Below are 22,257 nucleotides of genomic sequence, written 5' to 3' on the forward strand. Positions count from 1 at the left end.
AAATAATTCTGATGCGACATGGCCAGCCACAACTGGCAAACGTCGATAAAGTCTCAGCACTCGAGATGCAAGACTGGATCGAACACTACAACCGATCCGAAATCACCCAGCAGCCGGTTCCGGATGCCAGTCAACGACTCGCTGCATCCGCTACGGTGATTGCTTCAAGCACGGCGCCTCGTGCGCGTAGCTCCGTGCAAGCGCTCGGGCTGAAACCGGTACTGGTCGACGCCGTTTTCTGCGAAGCCCAACTACCTTTTGGTCATTGGAAACGACCACGGCTCTCGCCCTTTACCTGGGCATTTATCCTTCGAATCTTATGGCTTTGTGGCTACTCAGGCAGCGTCGAATCGGCTAACACTGCGAGGCTGCGGGCCAGCAAAGCCGCTGAACTATTGCAGTGTCTTACTGGCGAAGGATCCGTCCTGCTGCTCGGTCATGGCTTCATGAACCGAATGATCGCCAAACAACTGGTGAAAGATGGTTGGGTTCGCCATACGCGTAACGGTAGCCAGTATTGGAGCGCAGCGGTGTACCGGCATGTTGGTGTGTAAGTAGCGCTAGTTGATCGAGCGTAAGTGCCTGCCGAACCCCGCCCCCTTCCACACGGGCCTGGTCCAGAACAGTGCTGGATTCGCAGGCATTTAACTAAATGGGCTCGCAAGCATTTCCCGCACGGCACTTACAAAGCAAGACTCACCAGGACGAGCAGGTAACAGACTGAACTCGACATCCGGCAATTCCGGTAAGTGCTGTGCCGATCGACATACCCCTGCCCCAACCGGAATAGCCGACACATTCAAACAGGCGACTCCCAACCCTGCCAATAGCGCTGACTGCAACCCCGGGCCGGATGCAAAAAGCCCAGCGCGGGGCTGAGTTGGGGATTTCTTGGTTGGATTTCGGTCAAAAACAGCTAACCTAGTTTTCCAGGTATTTATTACTCGTCAAGGAACGTCATGCGCACAGACGATCGCTTCAAGCAATCGGTCATTACAGTATTGGCCAAGAGAGCAGGAAATCGATGTGCCAATCCTGGATGCGGCGCCCTCACAAGTGGCCCTACTAGCGAACCCACCGGCTCTGTCAACTTGGGTGAAGCCGCACATATATATGGAGCTAACCCCGGTTCAGCGAGGTATGACGAAAAAATGGCGTCCTCTGAACGAAGCGCTATTACAAATGCCATATGGTTATGTGGGAACTGCCACAAAAAAATTGATGACGACCCAAGTAGGTATCCGTCAGGCCTACTATTTGAATGGCAGCGCGAGCATGAAAAGCTTATTGCTGACGAGGTTGGTAAAGCCGCAGCAGAGGTTAGGCATAGGTACGAAAAGCGCCACCTTGAAGAATTTGGTAGGTTGAGTTATTTGGCCGAACGCCTAATCATCGATAAAGACCCATATTGGGAATACTTACTCACAGCCGAAGTTTTACGATTTGAAATAGCCCCTTCATTGCAGCGATGGGAGGCATTAAAGGGTGGGCTATACACAAAGCCCACCCAGCGCGTACATAAAGATGAGTCACTTTTATGGCTCAGTGACAAATCTGAAGAAATTCAACTAATCGTAGAGGCCTTTCGCAAGCTAACCAATAATGAACTAATGAAAACCTGGGGAGAGCCCGGTATTGCAGGAAGCGACGTAGATATCGTCAGAATATGCAGACTCTACGGAGAGCTTTGCGCTAACACTTTACTTTGGGAAGAGTCCGTTTGTTTTACAAGTGTAGATGAAGACTTCTCGACCGTTCGAGACCTATACATTGGCGTAGCCGGTTCGGTCATTGAACAAACGGCCAAAATACCTAAATTCTTAACCGACATGATAGCTTCTCGCCCCACTTCGGGGACATATGAGCTAATTTTTATTATTGAGTTGCCTGAAGGGTGGGCCGATAAGGTTGCAGCAGCATTCAAAAGGGTCGAACGATCTTTTCGTCACTAAATATAATATCAGCCAAAATGCCAGCTATTTAACCGCAAGACTTCCAATATTACGTATAGGTAACAAGGGTTTGCACGGCTAACAACTCTACACTCGCACAAGCTGGAGAGCATATGGTAGACACCAACTTCACCTTCAAATGCCTAGGCCACACAAAGCGAGATGACGGCTTGATTGGGCGATACCACCTGGAAGTGACCGACAGTCGGAGCGGCAAGACCGCGACGATCTCTGTTGAGCCCAGGCACCTTGCCTCTGCCCGGAGCATGAAAAGGATCCTTCTAGATCGATGCATGTTCTACAGGGCAATACGCGCTGAGCATGACAGGATGCTACTTGAGATTCTTGATCCGCAGTCTGCAGCAATCCACGAGTAGCCGGGCCCGCCGGGCTTTTTCACGCATCACTAGCCGAATTCGCCGCCGAATTAATCACCGCATTCATCTCCGCATTCAACTCCAGGTTGAACAAAGCACCATTTTTGGTACACTCACCGCATGAGCGAAAAGCCACCAACACTGAACGTCAGTTTTTTTCGCACGGAAGCGGGTAACGAACCGGTGCGCGAATGGCTGACCGAAATCCATCGCGATCACAAGCGAATGATTGGAACTGAAATCAAAACCGTTCAATACGGATGGCCAATCGGAATGCCGGTTGTTAGAAAGCTCGAAAAAGGCCTGTGGGAAGTCAGGGTAACCCTGATCGACACCATAGCTCGCGTGCTCTTCACCGTAGACGGAAACATCATGGTTCTGCTTCACGGTTTCATCAAGAAGAGCCAAAAAACACCAGCGTCTGACCTGGAAACCGCCAGACAGCGCAAAGCGATACTAGAGAGGAACAAGCAATGAACCAGCACATCGGCTCCGATTTCGACGACTTTCTTGCAGAACAAGGTCTCGCAGAGGAAGTGTCTGCTGCTGCCCTCAAGCGCGTCATCTCTTGGCAGATCGCTGAAGCCATGAAGAGCCAGAAGGTAACAAAGAAAGCCCTGGCTGCACGCATGCACACCAGCCGAACTGCTGTGGACCGTGCACTCGACCAAAATGATCCAGGAATGACGCTGGCAACCCTGTCGAGCGCTGCCCGAGCACTTGGACAGCGCGTAGAGGTGCGACTAGTGCCTGAGCACGAAGCAGCCCACCCATAGCCTCGCGATCCAATCCGATTAAGACCAACCCCGCTGGGCTTTTTCATTCCCAGAGGTCGGCATATGCAGCATAATTTCGCGAAGCTTAGACAAGCACTTCAAGATCCAGCCGACGGACCCTACGCGCTCATCAAAATGCGTGAGCGTCTCATCGAGGCGCTTCGTGACTTTCCAGCAGAGCGCTATCAGGTCGCCGACCTGCTACTGGCACAGGGACGACCTATTAGCCAGAATTCGCGCAGGGTGATCGGCTACCTCATCGAAGCGCTCGAAAATAATACGATTGATCCTGGCGACATCCTTGATTTGGCCGAAATGCTTAGACTCATGTACGGCTAAACTGCCAGATGCAAAAAGCCCAGCACTAGTCTGGGCTTTTTCACATCAGGACATGCTGATTCTCAGGCCACCGCAGCTATCAGAATTCGCATGTCGTAGCTCTCGTTTTTTTGATCATTGCCCGGCGCCCGCGAGATTTACGGTACGGTTGAAATCCAATAGTGCCTGCCAGGCATTTGGCTGGCAGCCAAACATGTTGTCACACCAAAGCCTTGCAGAGATTTTGTGCTTTCCAGAACCCAGCGCATCTTGGGAAATTTGCGCCGCCAATGCAGGGCTGTTTGGTATCGGGTTGTACGTATCGAAGTAGTCGGCACCGTAATTTTGAATTTTCGTGCCGGCATGCCTCAGCACCCAGCCGCGCGCCGCCGACCACATTACCTGACACTGGTTTTCACTGGTGCAAACAGGCGTTGTTCGTTGGGCCCCCGCCCTCTAAGCATCAACCTCTTGTGTATTTGCGCAGCCGGTCAGAAAAGCACACCCCAAGACGAAAGCTACCGTGCGGAACATTTGTCACCTCCTTGATTTTGGGTGCACTGTAGCACTGCGCCATCATAAGATCGAACTGCTCGAAACCTCCCAGCAGCGCGTCACCTGGCCAGGCATCCAGTGTCCGGGCATCCCGTCTTGCGCAACTAAACCGATCGCCACCTATGCGGCAGCAGCTCCGCAATCTCACTTGCCCGCTGCGTCGGCAGACGCGTGAGGATGTCCTTCAAACAAGCATACGGATCATGCCCGTTGAGTTCCGCCGACTGGATCAAACTCATGATCGCCGCTGCCCGTTTTCCGCTGCGCAGTGATCCTGCGAAGAACCAGTTCTTGCGCCCCAACGCCCAAGGCCGGAGCTGGTTCTCTGCCCAATTATCAAGGAGTGGGTTTTCCCTTACAACGGCAACGCGATTCACCGGATGAATGACTCAGCCTGGAAGAAAGCGCGGGTGAGAGCGGCGAAACTCTGGCAGGAGGAAAACCTTCGCCCTTCTCACCCAGGTTATGCATCCATAAGGATCCACGATCCTCAAGCACACATTTGGCCGACGGCTACGAGCAGCAGGCGTCACCGAGGAAGACCGAAAGGCACTTCTGGGCCACAAGAACGGCAGCATCACCAGTCACTACTCGGGCGCTGAGCTCGGGCATCTGATTGAAGCTGCAAACATGGTATCAGCAACCGATTCGCGTGGACCGGTCCTGACAATCTTGAAGAGGAAGCAGGCGTGAAAAATCGAGAAGTCACGCAAAAGTCACGCGCATGAAAAAGGCCAATGCTGTGAACATTGGCCTAAGTCATTGAATTATATGGTCGGGACGGAGTGATTCGAACACTCGACCCCTAGCACCCCATGCTTGAAAATGGGCGCAATCCACAGCAATCGTTGAGTCTTCTGCTGGTGCTCGCTGCAAACGGTGCCGTACAGAGCCAGACCAACATTTGCGAATCCCCGAGAAAGTCCCCACACCTTTTTATCCCTCCCATCGGCGTCCTGCCGAACGAACACCACTTCAAATCCCCCTGCTACGCTGAAAACTCCACGGAGGATTCGCGATGCCCAACTCAGACCTGCTCCCTTCCCTGCTCTACAATATCAACGAAAACCAACACGCCTTGGAAGCCGCCATCATGGAGCTCACGCTCTGGGTCGAGCAGCGCGGCTCAGCAGAAGTCGCCGGTAACGTGCGCGGCGCGTTGCAAACGATCGATAGAAATGAAGAATTCATCAAGATGACGCTCGCGGTACTCATTACACCGGATTGAGTGCAATCAGCGAGAAGCGGATATCCACTAGGGACAACTACCGGCCATGAACAGACGATCACCAATTTTGTTTTCGGACGATGGCGCAGGTGGTGGGATGACGATTCGCGAACGTTGGCTGCAGGGAGTTACGAGTGAATTACAGTCTGACTAGGAATCTTGACGTTGACATAGCCAAACCGACTAAAATTACCACTTCACCTTTTCTATGATGCTGATCTATGACTATTGAACGCACGAGCAGAACCAAAATACGTGAGATAGTCACTGCACTAAACCGTGCCGACCTGACTGCTATCGATTACGAATATCTCCTGACTCAAGTGGGGGTCTTGATCAAGGGCATTCCCATGATGGCGCAATCTGTGCCTGTAGGAACCTCTCTGTATCGGGGGGTAATTTACCCCGAGAAGCCAAGTAAAGTGAGTTATCTAGGTAGTCCACCCGCCGAATTGGTGACCAGTTTTCAACGTTGCAATGGTCCAGGCAAACCAATGTTCTATGCAAGTGCCGACACCGCTGCAGTATTTTCTGAACTGAATGCGAATATTGGCGATATAGTTTATCTATCAAGCTGGACTGTTGATCGAGAATTTTTATACTTCCGAATTCCACCCGGAGCAGGCAAGGAAATGGAGGAGGATGCCGCTTTCTCAAAAATCGAGACGTTTTTTGAGACGCGGTTCGCTCAACCTATTCATGAGACGTTTTCAGCACAGTACAAAATGACTGCCGCTATAACCGAGAGATTATCCACTGGTGGCGTCTCCGGCCCTTTTGAATCGCTGAACGGACTGACCCTAGGTGCTGTTGTATACCCATCGGTTGCACATACCACACGCTCCGATAATATTGCAATTCAAACGGTTGTAGCACAGTCATGTCTGCGGCTTTCCAATGTCCGTGCAATTGAGATTACGGAACGGCAAGCTGAGTCAATAACCGTGCGAGAGATCGATTTCAGCACCACCTTTGAGGATGGACATATAAAATGGCTGGGCCGTTCGATGCAATGGACTTTAAATCCCGGAGAGACTTTCAATTTCACCGTTGAGAACAACATGTGGGTAGCGCGCTCCGCGGACGGCACTATCATACATCCATCGTAGAAAACAAACGCAGCGTAGGCAATCTTCGGTACTTCGTTGAGTGGGGTACGTAACTATGAACACCCGAGCGGACGTTGACGCATAGGTGTCGGTGTCGGTGTGAGGGAAGAGTGGAGCAGAATTACACCGCGATTCTAAAGGGGTAAGGCAAAGTAATCAGGGCCAATGAAACCGGGCACTTCCTTACTTAGGGATACCCGATTTTAACCTGCTTTACACGTCCATTGATACAAAAATTGGTACGAGATTCATTCCCTCCTCAGGCGTCCTGCCTACCGTTCGTCATTCCAAATTGCTACTGCTCGTTGCTCAACCCTCGCCCAATCTCCGCGACTCGATTACTGTATATAAAAACAGTATCAGCAAGGCATCCCCATGGACCCTCTCGAAATCGAAGACACCTCTGACTGGCTTGGCTCGCCCACCGAGCTGGAAACCTGCCAGCACTACCTCCGCATGCTGGAGAACGAAGTGCAGGAACTGACACTGCAACAGCGCAAAGCCAAGGAGGACATCTTCGGCTTGGTCCAGATGCATGCAGAGGCGTCTAACGAGCGCGATCGGTTACGGGTGGAAATCAGACGTTTAACGGCCAAGCTTTCGGATGCCATGCGAAAACTAGGTGCAATCGATACCACTACCAGCGCGCAGTTGACGGCGAAGGACCGGTTGATCAGCGACCTCTATGCCAGAATTGTCGAACTCACTGGAGTCGAACCGTACACCCGCCTTCCGGGTAACTAAGCTTGTAGCCACCAAGGGAGGATCTATAAATGTGTGGAAGACTTTCACAGTACCGAGGTATCCACGACTTCGTCGCCGCACTCCGCATGCCGGGCGCCCTGGTCAACTCCGTCGGCGACCAGCCACTGGAGCGGTACAACGTCGCCCCAACGACTCAGGTAACCCTGCTTCGCTTGGAGGGTGAAACACTCCACGCTGATCCAGTGCGCTGGGGATGGCGCCCACACTGGGCGAAGGATCGAGCCGCGCCGATAAACGCCCGCATCGAGAAAGTGGCCAACGGCCCGTTCTTCCGAGCGATCTGGCCGCACCGAGCGATCACACCGATCGACAATTGGTTTGAATGGGTGGATGAAGGCGGGCCGAAGAAACAGCCCTACATGATCCGGCGACGGGATCGTGATCATCACCGCGGACAGCGCCGGCTGGGATGGTGGATATTCACGACCGGCGCCCGGTTGTGCTCGCACCAGAGCTGGCCCGTGAATGGCTTGACCCGGCCACGCCCAAAGAGGCGGCAGGACAGATGGCCCTCAACTTGGGAGAGCCATCGGACGCCTTCGAGTGGTACCGGGTGAGCACTGCAGTCGGCAATGTGCGCAATCAAGCCCCTGATCTGATCCAGCCGATTCAGTGACGGGCCTTACCATCAATGCCAAGCGCTCGCCGCTGGCACTCCTGCACAGCTTCAATCAGCGACTCAGTAGCCATCAATGACTATTGAACTTCGTGGCGCCGACGTATTGGGCTCCTCGCCTGCGGCATCAATGGCTCGCTTAAGCTCTTGCCAATCTCCAAATACCCGCGCTATTCGACGAGAACGGCTCGAGTCGCGCGCCCATTCAGGCGATGGTGCATTCTAACGATGAGCAGTTAAGGAGTACCCATCGGAAAATAACCGGCATGAAGCCTGATATTTTTTATAATTACCTTCTTTGGTTTTCCGTCCGCCGCGAGATTGACCCTCACGAAAACTGAATCTTTATGATTAGTATTTATAGATAAAAACTGCTGCGTGACGAATATTTTCTCCCATGAGCCAGCAGTATTGGTAGGAGAGTTACGATGATGATACCCGGAGTCACCATACCCGCCGAGAGTCAAGTAAATTTTTCCATCACTTGTATAAACATCAGCGGATAATGTCAGATACTTACCCAAAAGCGACTCATACTGTTTTTTACTTACTTTCAATGCTGAGCTGAGATAAATATTTTTGGCGTTCGCAGTCGAGAGATCTATTTCAAGGCACTCAAAGCTGCCATTTACAATCAGATCTGAGTCCGCTTCATTCCTGACCCACCAGAATTCATTTATATTCTGATTGTTTTGTTTAGCGCTAAGATCCCCAGTGGTCTTTAGATGATTGACAGATATTAAATCATCACCGATAGTAGGGATCGGAGTGCAAAGTCTCCAGCGCTCACCGTCAAAAAAACAGGTGCCGCCAGTTAATTTTCCTTCCGTGTAAAATCCAATATTCGAGAAGAATACTTCTTTACCAGCCTGCTGATAAAGGTAACGATTCTGCCATGATATGGCATTCCCGGAGTGATCAATCGCCCTGTATGGATCATGAATCTTAGAAAGTTTGCGCTCTGCTCGGAGCTGGCGCTTATTAGTTTTGTCTTCCGGGACCAGATCCAAAAGGAGCTTTTTTAGGTCAAGCTCTTTCCTGAATGAGGCCAGCAGATCCATAACGGCATAAACATATCCAACTTCTTTACCAAAAAACATTACATGAGAGTCCACATCCAGAGTCTGAACTATCAGCTTCTTATTTGGAGGGGACGACCTTGTCAACAGCTCAACATTTATTGTATCAATCTCATCGTGACCATGAATTAGATATACAGCCGAGTCACCCCATTCCGTATCTGAGATCTCATCTAAATTTACGTGATTTCCGCCGATATCATTGATATGTTCAATAAGCTCAGGCCACGCATAATCTTTTGTCACATCTAAATTTATCTGTGGATTGGAGGCAATAGCGTTAGCATTTAGTTTGAACGCGTGAAATATTGCACCATAGCCAGACATCGACGAACCGAAAAGAAATATTGACTTCGGATCATAGTTTTTCACAAATACATTCAAAACACTTCCAAATGACGAGCCTAAATCATCATCCAAATACCAAGAGTTCTTAGGATCTGAAATAAAAAGCAAATCGCATTTTTGATCTTCCAAAAAAGAACGAAGAGCCATATATTTCCCACCTTGGTTGTGAGCGCTCATCACAACAAGCAGTCTTTCAGACCTGAGGCCAGCCTCAGCTGGAACAAACAGAACTTTCTTTCCTAGAACAATCTGTTCGTGATCTGCAACTAGCTTTGCGATGTCTAACGTTTTACTCATAACCTGCTCTCTAAATTTGGCACAAACCACATCCATGATAAAGTCAACTACTGCGGCAAGCTTTTAGCCTTAGTAGAGATTCAATGCGCACTTCGATTAAAGCTGAGTATTTTGCTTAATCTAGGAAGCACAGAAAATGACCAATTTACTACGAGATGTTCGGTGTATTGGCGATTTTGTAATGACTGATCTTGGTTCTCAGTTTTCGCCTACCTTAACACGTAATGAAGGCTTGCTTGAATCGGTAAGCTGTTGACTTTCCGGTCGAAACACGAAAAAAGACAAATTCGCCTCATGTGACCCGCCTCCTCCATTCCTTTCGAGGAGTGAGGAAGGACCTCACCACTCTGATCGGCTAGAGCGCCTGATAGGCATGCCTGGCCTGCTATTCGACTTCGCTCAAACGCTTCTGCGAGGCTACCCGCCATTCGGCCAGCTTCCTCAAGCAGTCTCCCGAGCACCATGACGGCGTACTCTCCTGCCTGGCGCTGTTGGGTAGCGATGGCATCGTAGGTGGCTGAATGCCCTGCGAGCAGCCGGTTGATTTCCCCACGCAGCCCACCAGCAGCAGACTCAGCAGCAGCGGCGCGCCCATTGGCCAGTTCAAGCTGTTTCCTCGCACTGCTCTCTTCCTCATCTACCACTTCCTGCCGGCGAAGCTCTTCTTTTCGGGCCCGCTGTTCAGCTATGGCCCAGGCCTGCTTGTCGCTGGTATTGCGCGCAGCCCGCCTGCCCTGCCACTCGGCATCCATCGTCGCCCGGCCGTGCTGGTCGCCCCAATACGACGCTACCGCTACCAGCAAGGCCCCAGAGCGCCAGGGCCACCCGTTCAAGCCAGCCTCCCGCCGGCCGCGATGTAGTGCGCCAGTAGATCGTCCAACTTGCGCTCATGCTGCCCGTATCCGGCGCATGGCAGACTGGCCCAGATGTTCCGACACTTCGTGATCGCGGCCTGGATACGCCCGGCGTGCATGCCTGCCAAGGCGCCCCGCTCCCTCACAAGGTGCAAGGCCAGCGTGTCCTGACTGATAGGTCCGAAGTCCGGCAGATTGAGCAGGTCTCGGTAGTGCGGCCAATAGCGCTGGAGTTGCTGGTAGCGGCCGGCGGCCGTGGACCTCAAGCCTTTATTGTTCACGGTCACCAGCACGCCAGGATGGGTGCTGTAGCTCTTGAATGTGTTCGGGCTGTCGATGCCGCCCACCACCACGTCATAGCCGTCGTCTCGGGTGTGCTTGCTGGTCGACGTGCCCTCAGACCAGGCTAGCATGTCGAGGAATGCGAGCGCATTCTTGCTGCCCGCCAGAGAATCAGAAATTCGAGCCATGGTTTCTCCAGGCAATACAAAACCCGCTGAAGGCGGGTATTGGTGTTGTGGGGCGGCTCAGGCCGGAACGCGGACAATGAACTCCGCAGTACGCAGGCAACTGTTGATCTTGAAGCGAGCCATCGCCCGATTAGGTGCAGGAAAAAAAATGCCCGCGACTGGGCGGGCATTGGGGAGGCTATGCAGCAGTTGCTGCTCTGTGATTGACATAGTTTCACCTAAAGTGTGCTTCGATTAATGCTGGACATTGCCTCAAGTGCAGCAATGCGATGCTCTTGCTTGGCAAGCATCGCTCGAAGAAATGCTGTTTCAAAAATCAGACATTGCTCATACCTCAGTCCAAGCCTAGATCCAGACTGCTCAAAATCCTCATACTCCTCTTCAAACTCCTCCATAACCGGCACCGGGTAAAGCTCAGGGGTACCGGAAGCATCCAGAACAACCACGCCGTGCTCATCAACAATCTGCACCATGTCCACAGCAGGAACTTCAATCATCTGCTGGCGCATCACCATAACCGGGTGGCCGTCGACGATCTCCACAGAGCGAGCCTCATGCGGAACCAACTCAATTTTCTGACGGGTTGAGTGACGAAACCTTATCACTGGCTTGCGCGCTGGATCTTCGCACCAAAGAGCGTAGTGGGAGGCATCTAGGTCGTAGGAGGCAAAAACGTCGCGGACCTCCTGAGCAATGAAACCGACGTTCAGGCGCGCCTTACTCAATCCCTTGTTGTAGATAGAGTCATTCCACTTAAACACGGTGTGACGGACATCACCCCACGCTGCAAGCTCTCGATCGGTAAAATTTCCTTGTGCGCTCAGCAATCCCTCCTCAAGAACCCGTTTTGTTTTGAGCGTTCCGTCCGAGGTATTGATGATGTTGTTGGCGCCGAAAAATTCCTTTATGCGGAACGATCCTGATCCAATCTGGTTGGTGTTATCAGAGCCTGGACGAAGAAACATATCGGCTTGAATATCCCATGCTTTTACCCCACCAATGGCAATTGCAATGGTGTTGGCTGTCGTCCGGTAGAACCCCGTGGTCGGATCAGATCCAGAAAGACGAATAGATGGATCTGTTGCTGAGCTGCTACCGGAAACGACTCCCACAAGACGGTTTGCTGTAAGGGTCCCCGTTGTGGTTAGGTGTAAAGCAGTTGAGTTTTCGTAACGTTGCTCAAACCGGTTACCGCTCGATAGGTTTAACAGCGAGGTCCAACCTTTGGAGGCACCGTTTATGTCCGCGGTAAGCTGAAGCGCCGGATTTCCCCCGCTAGCGCGAAGAAAAACCCCTTTGCCATTTGATGCCAGCCCTAGGTTGCCATATCTCGGGTCTGAGTGAATAAAAACGCCGCCGCAGTTATTCGCCGCCTGGTATAGACCATCGAGTCCGACGGGGTTCAAGTGACGGCAGTCATCAAAAACGATCCCATAGCTATTGGCAGTGAAAATAGGCAGCGACTTCGTAGCGCCGACAGACCCGGGGATAATTGACCACTCAAAAACCATTTCTTTAAACACTGCGGTGTTGCAATGGTCCGTAATGATTGGGTTATCACAGTAGGTTCTGATGGACCCGGACAAATAGTGCCCGCCAATAGAGTTTTGCGGCGGCGAGAACGCCGGGGCGTTACCGTCGATGTAAACCCCGCAGGTCCCCCACTGGTTGTCGACTATTGAGCGGCTGTGATGGTCGTTCGCGTAAATCTCCCCGGCATACCGGGTCCCTGACAGACCGTCAACCCCGTTACCACAAATGGCCAGACCCATATCCCCGGAGGTTGAGCAAGTTTCGTCAAAGACCATGTAGTCGACATCTTTTCCGTAAACGAACGTTCCAGCTTTTTTCGGGTATCCGAACACTACATGATTCGAATGGTGGGTCCACCCAGTGGTAGCATAATAAAGAACGTCAACAGGATCCCTTTTGTCTCCGGCGACCGAAGTCAAGTTGCCCGCCGTGTCATATACGTCCATATCCTGGACAAACGCTACACCGCTAATATGAGGGGTCCCTGCGGCGGGGTCGTCCATGATGCCGAAGCTGAACGACGCAAACCGGTCAGTTCGGGCCGTCGTAGTCGTGGCGGTTTCAGGGCCACTGAACCAAACCGAGCACCCCGGCATGAGGTGCTTGTACCCTGGGCGCATAAATTTTTTTGCGTCGCCTTCCACCGGGAAGGCTCCAAGCTTCGGTGCAAAGGTGCCTTTCCACATCGACTTTCGCACAAACCCATAGTTGGCGCTGTACTTGCCGTCACCCAGGTCTAGAACTTTCCCGTGCTCGTAGCACCACGCGTCCGCAATTTTCAATTGCGCGTCGTCGTTGGTGTAGTAGTCACCCTTACACCAAATTTTGGCAGAAACGGAGTCCTGTAAAAAATCGGAAAGCTTGCGACGTATGGCGCCCGTCATCGGCGAAAGAAAAGCAGTCAAGGTAGCGCCATCATCTCCGGCCAACTCGGACCGCAAAGCAGCGTCCCCCACAGCCTTCAGTGTCGGCTCATCCGCCTCCCAGTCCCCTGTCAGGACAAACGGTACGGCTCCCGGCTTGGCCCTGTAATACTCACCCAGATACAGAACTAGCTGGGTGGCGCGGTCCACGTGCACACCTGCCGCATAATAAAGCGGAGGGAGCTCATAGCCCATGTTGTCCATCTGGTCTAGGAAGTCGAGGTCTCGCTGATCTTGAGCAGTATTGAAATCGTTTTCTCGTTGCGCTTGTGCCGCAGCAAAGGATGCTTCGATGCCCGCCCACGACAGGCGACTGACGCCTCTACGGTCAGCCCAGTGTTGATCCGTGCCATTTGTAGCGAGATCAATGTTTCCAGCGTTGTCGTGGAGATCGAACGGACTGCTAGAGCCATCGGGCTCAACTGGGTTTCCGGTGTTGTATCGCATGTTTTCTCCGGGCACAAAAAAACCCGCACTTGGCGGGCTTGCTCGATAGGGTCCGGTCAGGCCGGGGGGAATTGGTCGTCGTAGGTGTAAACGCGAGCGTCGTATGGCATGCCCTTCATGGCGACGTTGCCGTTTGCTGGGTCGGTACTGGTGATCAACGTCGGGTAGGCCCAACGCGTTGCCGGCCCGAACAGGATGTGCGGCGGCTCTAGTGGGCCATCGACCACTGGCGTAAAATCGAGCGCGTCAACTCTGGCCGTGTAGGCATCCACCTGCGTGGCGACCCAAGGCCCTGACAGCGTACCGTCGAGGCGTCGAACGCCAATCCGGTGCTCTCCCGCGGCACTCCAGTCGAGCGGTTCGGATGAGCAAAGAAGCGTTCCTGCTCCCGTAACGGTGAAGTCCAGCAGGATGGCGCTCTGGCATCGCTTCGGCGCGTCATCTGCAACCGCCGCGAAGCTGAGATAGCCGCTGTTACTTCCATCCATCTCGGTTTCCCAGCTGAACACGTCGGTGCGGAATTTCTGGTGACCACGCCGACGCATACCGAGGCGCCAGGCCCTGAACTCTTCGCTCACACCTGGCAGCTTGAGTTTCTCTACCTTTGTGCCTAGATCCCCAGGCCACCGGCACTGAACCGTCTCCCACGCCCATGTCTTGGTCGAGAAGTACTCAACGTCGACACCATCGAAGTCATTGATCGACGGCATGGCGCCGCTGATTTTGAGCATCTTGGTCATGTTCTGCGGCGAGTAGGTCTGCGTCTTCGGCCCGTAACTCACATCGAAGGCCGCGCGCGCAGAGTCACGCACCGGCCGGAGCAGTCCGCGAAACGTCACCAGCTCGCCGAATCCGCAGGCCAGGGCGTTGTTGACCATGTCCCTGACGGTAATGGTCGCGTCGAGCGTATCGTCGTAGGTGTCGCCACGGGCAACGCAGGTGTTGTGGAACGCATACCACTCGGGCAGATCCAGATCATCATCCGTGTAGCCGCGCGCCTTTAACTGGTAGATGCACCAGGGCACGATGTCACGAGTTGGCCCGCTACCGCCCTCCATGAGAGAGAGAATTCGCGTGGCCTCCCCGCTCACCTGGCTCTCCGATTGCGCGGAAAGCCGATCGCCTCCACGGATATTGCAGGTCATCACAGTGAGCCCAGGGTAGCTTGTGGGCGAGTTCTGCATACGGCCGCGCAAGTCGGTCCAGGTCGCGTCGTCGCGTGCCTCGTCGTTAATCCGGCCTGCTCGATCCTTATACAGCTTGCGAACCCTTGCCTCGGCTCGCATCGGATAAGGCAGCAACACCCGTGCAGTGAAACCTTGTGCGTCAAGGGATCCGCCCCAGTTCACTTGCTCGAGCACAGTCCACGCCCCAGCCACGTCCATGTCGCGGTACTCGAAAGCATAGTAAGTCGGGATATCGTAAATCTGCCCCTCCCGGCCAATGCCGCATAGGCCGCTGGCATAGGTAACAGACCACTCCAGCTCGATCACCTTTTCGTTTTCCGGGCAGCACGCTACTGGCCCGCGGTAGCCACCCTGCAGGTTCGAGGCATCCAGCGTGATAAGGCCGTTAACGGTCTGCATGGTGTTGAAGCCAGGCCAGCCTGAGTCGGTTGCGCCGGACGACGTCAGGCGCTCGACCTCCAGCAGATTTGTGCTGTAGGCGGTGATCCTGTAGCGCAGACCTCGCGGGCCGATGGTAGCCAGGCCCTGCCCTAGCGCCAGGCCAACGACCGGCGAGCCGCCGTCGTAGTTCAGGGTCATCTCGGCCGGCTGCTCTGGCGTGCCGCTGGTTGTTGCTGTACCGGTCACGCCCACCGGGGAAGACCCAAGGATGGTGGAAGATCCCGTTGCCGTGATTGCCTGCCCGGCGAACGGTGTCAGCTCGACGAAGCGAACTCGCCCGCTGCTCTGCTGCGCCTGGATGGGTGAACCGCTGAGTTGGGCATTTAGCGCAGTCACCAGGCTGGCCAAGTCGGTGGTCGCCGTGCTCAGCGTAACCGGATAGGTCGAGCCGGCACGCCCCAGACTGAAGCTGAGCGGTGTGACGTTGAAGTCGTAACGGCTCGGCGCTGCTGAACCGATGAGGGTCGACGCCGTGCCGGGATCAGCAGGCACGGCCGGGCTGTATGGCGTGTAGCTGTGGACAACGTACAGCCCAGCATTCGCCCCGGCCACCTCAATCAGCATACCTGCGGTCGGGTTCAGCATTTCCAGCGAGCCACGGATTATGTCGCGCCCGGCGCCGCCGTCGATCACGGTGTAGGTATACGGGGCAAGCACTCGGATGATGATGCCGTTCGACCAGTCCGCTGGGAACTGGCCGGAGCCTGCAGGTACGCTGATCGTATCGCTTATGAACTGGTACGCTGACGCAGTCGCCGACCTGGCCAAATCGGTGGCCATGGTCAACTCCAGGCCGGCCGAGCCGCTGGAGCTTGCGCCAACTTCGGGTGCATTAAACCAGTTGATGTGCGCCGGATCTGCCGATAGGTCGGCACCTGGTGGGTAGATGGTGAAAGCCGCGTCCGACCCCAATGAAATCAGCGGCGTCTCGCCAACCTTTACCTTCGAAAGCGGTATGTCGTACTCGCCTTCGCCGATGTAGAGCAGCATTTCCACGCGCTGGTCCCGCGGCGCGACATACACACGACGAGGCTGGGCGAGGTACGAGCCGTAGGTGCGCTGGTGGCCCGCGATCTGCCGCACCGGCTCGCCCTGTTTGACCTTGTTGCCCTTGGCACTGGCCTCTGCGATCGGGTCGCCCTGCTGGGTGCCTGCGCTCGACGGCATGCCCGGCATCTTCGGCATCAATGACTTCAGTGCCGCCTTGGCGCCCTTGAATAGTGCGAAGGTGATGGAAAATGGGTCGGTGCCCTTGGGTTCGCGGTAGATCTGCAGCAGATCCGACGGCTTGAATGTGACCTTGTGCCAGAGGCGCTGCTCGATCACTTCATCGTTGAGCGCAATGCTGATTGGGGGACTTTCCCGACGCTCATAGGATGAAGCCTGCTCCTTCAGCCACTGCTCGATGGTCATCCGGCGATCGGTCTTCCAGATGCCCAAAGGCGCAGTTTCAGACAGCTTGTTGGGATAGAACTCGACGGTCACGGTAATACACCACCCTTGGGTAAGAGGCTTCGAATTCGCCGGTAGTCCGGAGGCATGCGCCGCCGGGGTTTGTGTCGATGACCTTGAGGCGCCCTTCGATATGGAGGACGGTCCCAACGTGAAGCAGGGCCTCGCCGCGCAAGACCGCAGCTATTGCCCCAGGCTCAGGTGGACACTCCTCCATCGAGACTCGAAGCGAGCGATATGCCTTGGTGTTCTCGCGGATCTTGTCCTTGCCCACCGAGCCAAGGCTTGGCAGCCAGGGCAGCCCAAACAGGTCATGCCGGATGACTCGGCAAAGCCCCCAGCAATCGAAGGCAATAGGACCCCTTGCACCCTCGCGATACGGGGCGCGCATGAATTTCTCGATCATGGTTAGGTGTACTTCAGGCCAGGGGCCAAGGTGGTGGTCAGGATGGTGCGCAGACCGTTTGTATTGAGCAGGTCGTAGAAGCCGGCGGTGAGCTTGGCGATGTCATCCTCGTAATCACGACTGAGCAACGTCATTCGGTAGCGCTCGCTGGGGAACGACAGGTCTTCGGCCAGGTACCGACGAAAGGTGATGATGAAGCGCCGCCCGGCGGCCTTCGCTGCCTCCACCACCTCCTGAACCTCGCCCGTCACGTTGTCCATGCCGAGAACCAGGCTCTGGAATCCGCTGTTGTCGTTCTTGGGTAGCGCCAAGTCCATGGACATCGCAATGAAGGTCAGGGTTCGGCCGTCCTCTGTGGTGCACACCCTGTCCTCAAAGCCGGAGCAGTAGAGATGGGAGACAGAGCCACCCTCCTCCCGCGCCTCAATGGTGTCGACCAACTCCCCGAGGCCCGATGCGTAGCACTCTTCTATCAGGCTCATGCTTCAGGCCACTCCTTGTTCACTGCCAGGTCAATGATGTTCTTGTTCAGCCAGTACTGAGGGAATTGCTCCCATGGCGCCGGAATAAGCGGGCGCCCCTTCAACTGGACCGCCGCGGAGTAACGCCAGCGCTTGACCTGCGTTAGGTCAGGGCCCTGGTAGATTCCCCTGAAGTGCGCCTGGTAGGTCGTGAAACCTGCGGGGGTCTGCAGGCGGATCTCAAACCAATCCAGACCGTTTCTAATCGTCCGTGCATACCAGGCCTCAAAGATCCCCGCTTCGTCCTGACTGAAATTGAAGTTGATTCTCACCTCAGTCGGGACATAGCTGTGTCGAACCCGATATCGCGTTCGCCCCGTAACCATGGGCGTCGCCCGCATCGGATCGACCGTATTCAGGCCGTATCCCTCCTGCAGAGGAAGTGGCAATTCTGCCGGGTACTGAATCATTGCCATTCCTCGTTAGGTGCCCTTCCTGGTGAGCCCGTAGGCACTTTCAAGCGCTTGCGCCCGATCGCCTCCACCCCAAATGTCAGCGACAAAAGCGTCGACCTGCACACTTCCGTCGTCACGAGTGCTCTGCTCAACCGTTCCTGCCCGGCTTTTGTCTTCGACCAGGCTCACGTAGACGTTCGCCTGCTGAGTCGCTGAGCTGCCGCTGGCGGCTGTCGTAGTGGATGATGTGCTTGCCCTGCCCATACTGAGCCCGGCAGGCATGGCATCGCCCCGACGCATAGCCTCGACTGCCGCCACTCCGCCGAATCGGCTGATATCGGCCTGAGACCAGACCACTTCGCCCTTGTGGACGACGCCGGCGGGCTGATTGACTCCTCCAGGGCCGGTATAGCCGCCCTCAGAGAAGCCTTTGATCAGGGCGAAAGCCGCCAACAGACCAGCGCCGCCAACTACCGCAGCAGCACCGAACGTACCGATGGACGCCACCAGAGCGGCAGGCAGCCAGGACGCTAGCGTTGTACCGGCTGCCGCGACCTGCGCGGTTGTGGTTGTGGCTGTTGCCGCGAGAGATGAGGCCGTGGCCACGCCATCAGCCGCGACCTTTGCCGTTGTAACAGCGGCCTCTTTGCCTAGTTCGGCGGTCATTTCGGTTGAAATTCCGGCCATCTTGGCGATGTGCAAAGCCTGCTCGGTCTGCCCAAATGCGAGCTTGATCCCCTGCAGCACAAGCCACTGAGCGCCCATCTGGCCGAGTCCATCTAGAACCGTGCGCGCTAGGCTGTCGAAGACGCCGCGAGTCACCTCGCCGAAGCTCTGACCATCGAGAGCCATCTTGCTGAATGCGCTTCCATAGCCTGACGTGACCACGTCCAGCGAGTCGGTCATGATCATTTCGGTCTGGTAGGCCACGTCCGCGACCTTAGCGTGGTAGTTGTCCCGCCCGGCCGTGATGCCATTCATCCAGTTGGCTTGCGCGGCATCAACCTGTGCCCAGCCGTTCTCCATGATGGCGATCTGCTGGGGGAACATCTCGTTGGTGATATCGATCTGCGCTTGCAGGGCCTGGCGCTGCTTGTCGCCTTGGGCGTTCGCCAGTTCGGTGCGCAGTTGTAGCAGCCGGTCGTTGGTTTCCTTCTCCAGCTTCAGGCGCTCTTGTGCTCGCGAAGCCTGCTCGCTGCCCATGCCGATTGCGTCTGCTTCGGCATTGGCCGCATCCTGCTGGTTCTGCAGTTGCTTGAGGATCTGCGCCCGATATTGCTCGGCCTGAGATAGCTCACCCGTCTTGGCGATGACCGCGGCGTAATCCCTCGATGCCTGGCCCAGCGCAACACCATATTGCTCCTGGGTGATCTTCCCTTTCGAAAGCGCGAGCTGCAGCTTCTCCTGTGCTTCGGTCAGGTCTCGAACAGCCTGCGCTGCCGGGTCTGCCTTTTTGTAGAGAGCACTGAAGGCACTCAACGCAGCACTCAGCGCACCTTTTTCGCTTGGCCCCTTTGGGGTTTTCGTGGGCTTGTTTGGCGTGGTGCCGGCAACAATTTGCGCCATCTGCTCTTCGGCCAGTTGTTGAGGCGTTTTTCGCTTGGCAGCCGGCGCGGCCGGGGCGGTACCGCCATTTGTCAGCAGCCCGTAACCACTGAGGTTTTGCTCGGGCTGATTGACCAACAGCAGATTTCTTCCCGCGGCCAGATTGATCGACTTGTCGATGATCCGCTGCATAGCGTTGACTTGCCGGGTCGCGCTCTCTTCGGCAGTTTTCGCGGTGTCGTTCAGTGCCTTCTTCTGCGCGGCGGCCGAATCCTCGGCGGCCTGCATGGCGGTGTAGCTCGCCACCAGCAGAACCTTCAGGCGCTCCTGCTCTGCCTTGTTGTTCTCCTTGACCGCATCCTGATACTTGTTCAGCAGGTCCGTCTGGGCGGCGATGGCTTTGGCCTGGGCCTGCTGCGCAGTGCTGGCGCCCATCTTGATAGCGGTATATGCCGCTTCGGCCGCAGCGTTGGCGCCAACCAGGTCGCGCGCCTTTGTCAGCTGATCAATGTACTTGTCCCACGCCTGCGTGCTGGCGCCATTGGCCTTGCTGGTTGCGTCTTGCGATGCGGCCAGCTTGCCGTTGTTGGCCGACAGATCCTGCGTGTGCTTGCTGACGGATTGAAGGCGCTCGGCATAGCCGTCAGCCGATTGAATATTTGTGTCATACCCGGCCGCAATCCCTTCCAGAGACGACTTGAAGTCACCTGTCAGGCCTTGCGTCGATTGCAGCCAAACAGTGACATCGTCCAGGGTTTTCTGTCCGGACTTCACCTGCGCAATCATGCTCGACAGAGTCGACAGATCGGATACTCGAGCTGCGCCCACGGAGGTGATCGCATTCTCGGCGATGTTTCCGTAGTTGCTGGCCGCAGCCGATGCCTGATCGAGCGCCGCCTGTTGTGCCTCAGCCCACTTCGACGCCTGATTTCGCTGCTGGGCCGCGGTCAGGCTGTCAAACTTCTTGACCGTGTCGTCAATCGTCAGGTTTTGATCAATCAGCGACTGCGTGCCGGTGTCTGCGGAACTGCTGAAATAGATGTAGGCAGCGGCAGCGGCGGACAGCCCCAGCGTTACCAGGCCAAGCGGGCCGCCAATGGCTGCCATGGAGGCGCCGCGAACTGCTGCGCCACGAGACTCGGCGGCATTGAGTGCGTTCTGTGCGGCAGCTTGTGCGCCCAGGATTGCCGCACCTTCCGTTCGGGCGGCATTGAGCGCCACGGTTTGCTGCCCGACGACTGCGCCGGTCGCCAGCTCGGCCTGTCGAGCCGCTGCAAGACGGGCCTCGGCAGCTGTGAGTTGCGAGGTAATTGCCGCCTCAGCCGTGCGGATCTCGGCGAGCCGGGTGTGCGAAGCTGTCAGGCCGGCGTTGCTTATCTGCGCCTTCTGCCGCTGAATCTCAAGGTTGCGGTCGGCGGCAAGCTGAGCAGATACGGCCTTCAGCTGTTTAAGGCTAGCCAGTTCTGTCTGCGCAGTAGCCATGGCTTCGCTACGGGCGTAGATGCCTCGCGCCAAGCTGGCCTCAGTCGAAGCCACAACCACGCTCTGTATCGCGACGGCCTCGGCGACAGCGGCTACTTCTGCCTGGCGGGATGCAATGATCTGCTGATTGGCGGCGACGGTATCGGCCAGGCGAGCCTTTGCCGCAAGCGCCAGCGAACTGACCAGACCGACGCCAACCTTTGTGGCATAGGCGCCGGTAATCGCCATCAGCGCATCGGCATTGGTGGCGACCGCTTTCAGGCCGTCCCCGCCGATTGCCACGACATTGCCAAGGCCGGTGGCGATAGTCTGAATGCCGCTGATTACCTCAGGCTTTGCCAGAGAGTTGGCCAGTGCATCGACCGAACTGATCAGCGGATTAATGTCGATCTGGCCGACAGCAGCCAGGAAGTTGTTTTTCAGCGCCGTCGATGCCTGCTCGAACCGGCGCGGCATGCGATCAAGCTCTGAGTTGAGCGAGGTCAGCGATTTAAGCAGGGCGTTGGTCACGACCTCGGCAGTGATCTTGCCGTCGGCGGCCATCTGTCGAATCTGGCCGTTTGTAACGCCGAGGTATTCAGCCAGGGCACGGGTGATGCGCGGCCCTTGTTCCATCACCGAGTTCAGCTCTTCACCGCGCAGCGTGCCAGAAGCGAGGCCCTGCGACAGCTGAATAGCGGCGTTCGATGCCTCCTGCATGGTGGCGCCGGAAATTACGAATGCCTTGTTGATGGCATCGGTCACGCCAAGCAATTGCTCCGTGGTGTAGCCAGCGCCTCGGGTGGCGTTGGCCAGCCGGGTATACAGCGAAACAGTCGACTCCAGCGAGCTGCCCGTGTTGTTCGCCATCGTCAGCAGTTTCTGGAAAGAATCGCTCGCTACCGAATTCGACGAGCTAACTAGCGCCAGAGAGCCCTGCATGGACTTGAAAGCATCGGTCAGTCGGATGATTTCACCAACCACCCGGCTAGCGCCAAGGGCAGCAAACGCCGCACCCGCGGCCCGCGCCGCAGTGCCGGCGCCATCCATGGAGCGGGAGGCCTGATCGCCGACAACTACCAAGTTGTTCAGGGTGATGCGCAGTTGCTCGCCATTGCGCTGAGCCTGCCGCGAATCGATGATGATATCCAATCGGCTGGACTGCTGAGACATGACGTTCTCCACAATTGACAAACCCGCCG

General features: G+C 55.7%; 17 protein-coding genes and 5 pseudogenes. 10 read left to right on the plus strand and 12 right to left on the minus strand.

The features are described 5' to 3' along the window. The first annotated feature begins 11 nt into the window (after nucleotides 1-11). From CKW24_RS16140 to CKW24_RS16170, 5 genes are all read left to right on the plus strand, one after another. The gene (locus CKW24_RS16140; protein ID WP_095169181.1) at nucleotides 12-554 is read left to right on the plus strand and encodes a histidine phosphatase family protein; all 543 of its coding nucleotides are present in this window, start codon (nucleotides 12-14) and stop codon (nucleotides 552-554) included. A 405-nt stretch (nucleotides 555-959) separates the two neighbouring features. Continuing rightward, nucleotides 960-1,952 carry an HNH endonuclease gene (locus CKW24_RS16150; RefSeq protein WP_095169182.1) on the plus strand — a complete coding sequence of 331 codons (993 nt, stop codon included), beginning with the start codon at nucleotides 960-962 and terminating at the stop codon, nucleotides 1,950-1,952. 497 nt (nucleotides 1,953-2,449) lie between these two features. Next, the gene (locus CKW24_RS16160; RefSeq protein ID WP_095169184.1) at nucleotides 2,450-2,806 is read left to right on the plus strand and encodes a type II toxin-antitoxin system RelE/ParE family toxin; all 357 of its coding nucleotides are present in this window, start codon (nucleotides 2,450-2,452) and stop codon (nucleotides 2,804-2,806) included. Then, nucleotides 2,803-3,105 carry an XRE family transcriptional regulator gene (locus CKW24_RS16165; RefSeq protein ID WP_095169185.1) on the plus strand — a complete coding sequence of 101 codons (303 nt, stop codon included), beginning with the start codon at nucleotides 2,803-2,805 and terminating at the stop codon, nucleotides 3,103-3,105. The genes CKW24_RS16160 and CKW24_RS16165 overlap by 4 nt, the downstream gene beginning before the upstream one ends. Nucleotides 3,106-3,168: 63 nt before the next feature. Further along, entirely contained in the window at nucleotides 3,169-3,444 is a 276-nt protein-coding gene (locus CKW24_RS16170) for a hypothetical protein (protein WP_095169186.1), read from the plus strand. 114 nt (nucleotides 3,445-3,558) lie between these two features. Here the strand turns inward: CKW24_RS16170 and CKW24_RS27925 are convergent, their stop codons facing one another. Both CKW24_RS27925 and CKW24_RS16175 read right to left on the minus strand, forming a co-directional pair. Then, nucleotides 3,559-3,822, minus strand: coding sequence for a hypothetical protein (locus CKW24_RS27925; RefSeq protein WP_143501222.1), 264 nt, complete (start codon nucleotides 3,820-3,822; stop codon nucleotides 3,559-3,561). Between the two features lie 260 nt (nucleotides 3,823-4,082). Next, nucleotides 4,083-4,325, minus strand: a pseudogene (locus CKW24_RS16175) (transposase domain-containing protein); the annotation flags it as partial. Between CKW24_RS16175 and CKW24_RS16180 the strand changes: the two are divergent. From CKW24_RS16180 to CKW24_RS16200, 5 genes and pseudogenes are all read left to right on the plus strand, one after another. Further along, nucleotides 4,317-4,671 (plus strand): annotated as a pseudogene (locus CKW24_RS16180) (tyrosine-type recombinase/integrase); the annotation flags it as partial. The pseudogenes CKW24_RS16175 and CKW24_RS16180 overlap by 9 nt on opposite strands. Before the next feature lie 325 nt (nucleotides 4,672-4,996). Beyond that, on the plus strand, nucleotides 4,997-5,206 hold the full coding sequence (locus CKW24_RS16185; protein WP_095169187.1) for a hypothetical protein: 210 nt from the start codon (nucleotides 4,997-4,999) through the stop codon (nucleotides 5,204-5,206). 221 nt (nucleotides 5,207-5,427) lie between these two features. Then, nucleotides 5,428-6,315, plus strand: coding sequence for a hypothetical protein (locus CKW24_RS27930; RefSeq protein ID WP_143501223.1), 888 nt, complete (start codon nucleotides 5,428-5,430; stop codon nucleotides 6,313-6,315). A 375-nt stretch (nucleotides 6,316-6,690) separates the two neighbouring features. Beyond that, entirely contained in the window at nucleotides 6,691-7,059 is a 369-nt protein-coding gene (locus CKW24_RS16195; protein WP_256585486.1) for a hypothetical protein, read from the plus strand. A 29-nt stretch (nucleotides 7,060-7,088) separates the two neighbouring features. Then, nucleotides 7,089-7,696 (plus strand): annotated as a pseudogene (locus CKW24_RS16200) (SOS response-associated peptidase). Between the two features lie 236 nt (nucleotides 7,697-7,932). Here the strand turns inward: CKW24_RS16200 and CKW24_RS16205 are convergent. The 10 genes and pseudogenes from CKW24_RS16205 to CKW24_RS16245 all read right to left on the minus strand — a co-directional run bounded on the left by CKW24_RS16205 (nucleotide 7,933) and on the right by CKW24_RS16245 (nucleotide 22,228). Continuing rightward, complete coding sequence (locus tag CKW24_RS16205) at nucleotides 7,933-9,420, minus strand: hypothetical protein (RefSeq protein WP_095169309.1); 1,488 nt, start codon at nucleotides 9,418-9,420, stop codon at nucleotides 7,933-7,935. A gap of 371 nt (nucleotides 9,421-9,791) precedes the next feature. Then, nucleotides 9,792-10,253, minus strand: a pseudogene (locus CKW24_RS16210) (DUF2514 family protein); the annotation flags it as partial. Continuing rightward, nucleotides 10,250-10,744 carry a glycoside hydrolase family protein gene (locus tag CKW24_RS16215; protein ID WP_095169191.1) on the minus strand — a complete coding sequence of 165 codons (495 nt, stop codon included), beginning with the start codon at nucleotides 10,742-10,744 and terminating at the stop codon, nucleotides 10,250-10,252. The pseudogene CKW24_RS16210 and the gene CKW24_RS16215, both read right to left, overlap by 4 nt. 66 nt (nucleotides 10,745-10,810) lie before the next feature. Beyond that, nucleotides 10,811-10,954: pseudogene (locus CKW24_RS28455) on the minus strand (glycoside hydrolase family 19 protein); the annotation flags it as partial. Between the two features lie 8 nt (nucleotides 10,955-10,962). Further along, entirely contained in the window at nucleotides 10,963-13,647 is a 2,685-nt protein-coding gene (locus CKW24_RS16220; RefSeq protein WP_095169192.1) for a tail fiber domain-containing protein, read from the minus strand. Between the two features lie 56 nt (nucleotides 13,648-13,703). Beyond that, nucleotides 13,704-16,760, minus strand: a complete 3,057-nt coding sequence (locus CKW24_RS16225) for a host specificity factor TipJ family phage tail protein (RefSeq protein WP_095169193.1) — start codon at nucleotides 16,758-16,760, stop codon at nucleotides 13,704-13,706. Then, nucleotides 16,726-17,133: a C40 family peptidase gene (locus CKW24_RS28460; protein WP_095169194.1), complete on the minus strand. Its 408-nt coding sequence runs from the start codon at nucleotides 17,131-17,133 to the stop codon at nucleotides 16,726-16,728. Before CKW24_RS28460 ends, CKW24_RS16225 begins: the two co-directional genes overlap by 35 nt. A gap of 2 nt (nucleotides 17,134-17,135) precedes the next feature. Next, complete coding sequence (locus CKW24_RS16235; RefSeq protein WP_095169195.1) at nucleotides 17,136-17,615, minus strand: DUF1833 family protein; 480 nt, start codon at nucleotides 17,613-17,615, stop codon at nucleotides 17,136-17,138. Further along, nucleotides 17,612-18,064: a transposase gene (locus CKW24_RS16240; RefSeq protein ID WP_095169310.1), complete on the minus strand. Its 453-nt coding sequence runs from the start codon at nucleotides 18,062-18,064 to the stop codon at nucleotides 17,612-17,614. Before CKW24_RS16240 ends, CKW24_RS16235 begins: the two co-directional genes overlap by 4 nt. 12 nt (nucleotides 18,065-18,076) lie before the next feature. Then, nucleotides 18,077-22,228 (minus strand): tape measure protein, encoded by a 4,152-nt coding sequence (locus tag CKW24_RS16245; protein WP_095169196.1) that lies wholly within the window; start codon nucleotides 22,226-22,228, stop codon nucleotides 18,077-18,079. Between the last annotated feature and the right edge of the window lie 29 nt (nucleotides 22,229-22,257).

This window comes from Pseudomonas sp. Irchel 3H3, from assembly GCF_900187635.1.
Classification (GTDB): Bacteria; Pseudomonadota; Gammaproteobacteria; order Pseudomonadales; family Pseudomonadaceae; genus Aquipseudomonas.

Excerpts from the sequence above, each read along its gene's own strand:
- CKW24_RS16140 (WP_095169181.1), top strand. The coding sequence starts at position 12 with ATGCGACATGGCCAGCCACAACTGGCAAACGTCGATAAAGTCTCAGCA.
- CKW24_RS16150 (WP_095169182.1), top strand. The coding sequence starts at position 960 with ATGCGCACAGACGATCGCTTCAAGCAATCGGTCATTACAGTATTGGCC.
- CKW24_RS16160 (WP_095169184.1), top strand. The coding sequence starts at position 2,450 with ATGAGCGAAAAGCCACCAACACTGAACGTCAGTTTTTTTCGCACGGAA.
- CKW24_RS16165 (WP_095169185.1), top strand. The coding sequence starts at position 2,803 with ATGAACCAGCACATCGGCTCCGATTTCGACGACTTTCTTGCAGAACAA.
- CKW24_RS16170 (WP_095169186.1), top strand. The coding sequence starts at position 3,169 with ATGCAGCATAATTTCGCGAAGCTTAGACAAGCACTTCAAGATCCAGCC.
- CKW24_RS27925 (WP_143501222.1), bottom strand. The coding sequence starts at position 3,822 with ATGTGGTCGGCGGCGCGCGGCTGGGTGCTGAGGCATGCCGGCACGAAA.
- CKW24_RS16185 (WP_095169187.1), top strand. The coding sequence starts at position 4,997 with ATGCCCAACTCAGACCTGCTCCCTTCCCTGCTCTACAATATCAACGAA.
- CKW24_RS27930 (WP_143501223.1), top strand. The coding sequence starts at position 5,428 with ATGACTATTGAACGCACGAGCAGAACCAAAATACGTGAGATAGTCACT.
- CKW24_RS16195 (WP_256585486.1), top strand. The coding sequence starts at position 6,691 with ATGGACCCTCTCGAAATCGAAGACACCTCTGACTGGCTTGGCTCGCCC.
- CKW24_RS16205 (WP_095169309.1), bottom strand. The coding sequence starts at position 9,420 with ATGAGTAAAACGTTAGACATCGCAAAGCTAGTTGCAGATCACGAACAG.
- CKW24_RS16215 (WP_095169191.1), bottom strand. The coding sequence starts at position 10,744 with ATGGCTCGAATTTCTGATTCTCTGGCGGGCAGCAAGAATGCGCTCGCA.
- CKW24_RS16220 (WP_095169192.1), bottom strand. The coding sequence starts at position 13,647 with ATGCGATACAACACCGGAAACCCAGTTGAGCCCGATGGCTCTAGCAGT.
- CKW24_RS28460 (WP_095169194.1), bottom strand. The coding sequence starts at position 17,133 with ATGATCGAGAAATTCATGCGCGCCCCGTATCGCGAGGGTGCAAGGGGT.
- CKW24_RS16235 (WP_095169195.1), bottom strand. The coding sequence starts at position 17,615 with ATGAGCCTGATAGAAGAGTGCTACGCATCGGGCCTCGGGGAGTTGGTC.
- CKW24_RS16240 (WP_095169310.1), bottom strand. The coding sequence starts at position 18,064 with ATGATTCAGTACCCGGCAGAATTGCCACTTCCTCTGCAGGAGGGATAC.
- CKW24_RS16245 (WP_095169196.1), bottom strand. The coding sequence starts at position 22,228 with ATGTCTCAGCAGTCCAGCCGATTGGATATCATCATCGATTCGCGGCAG.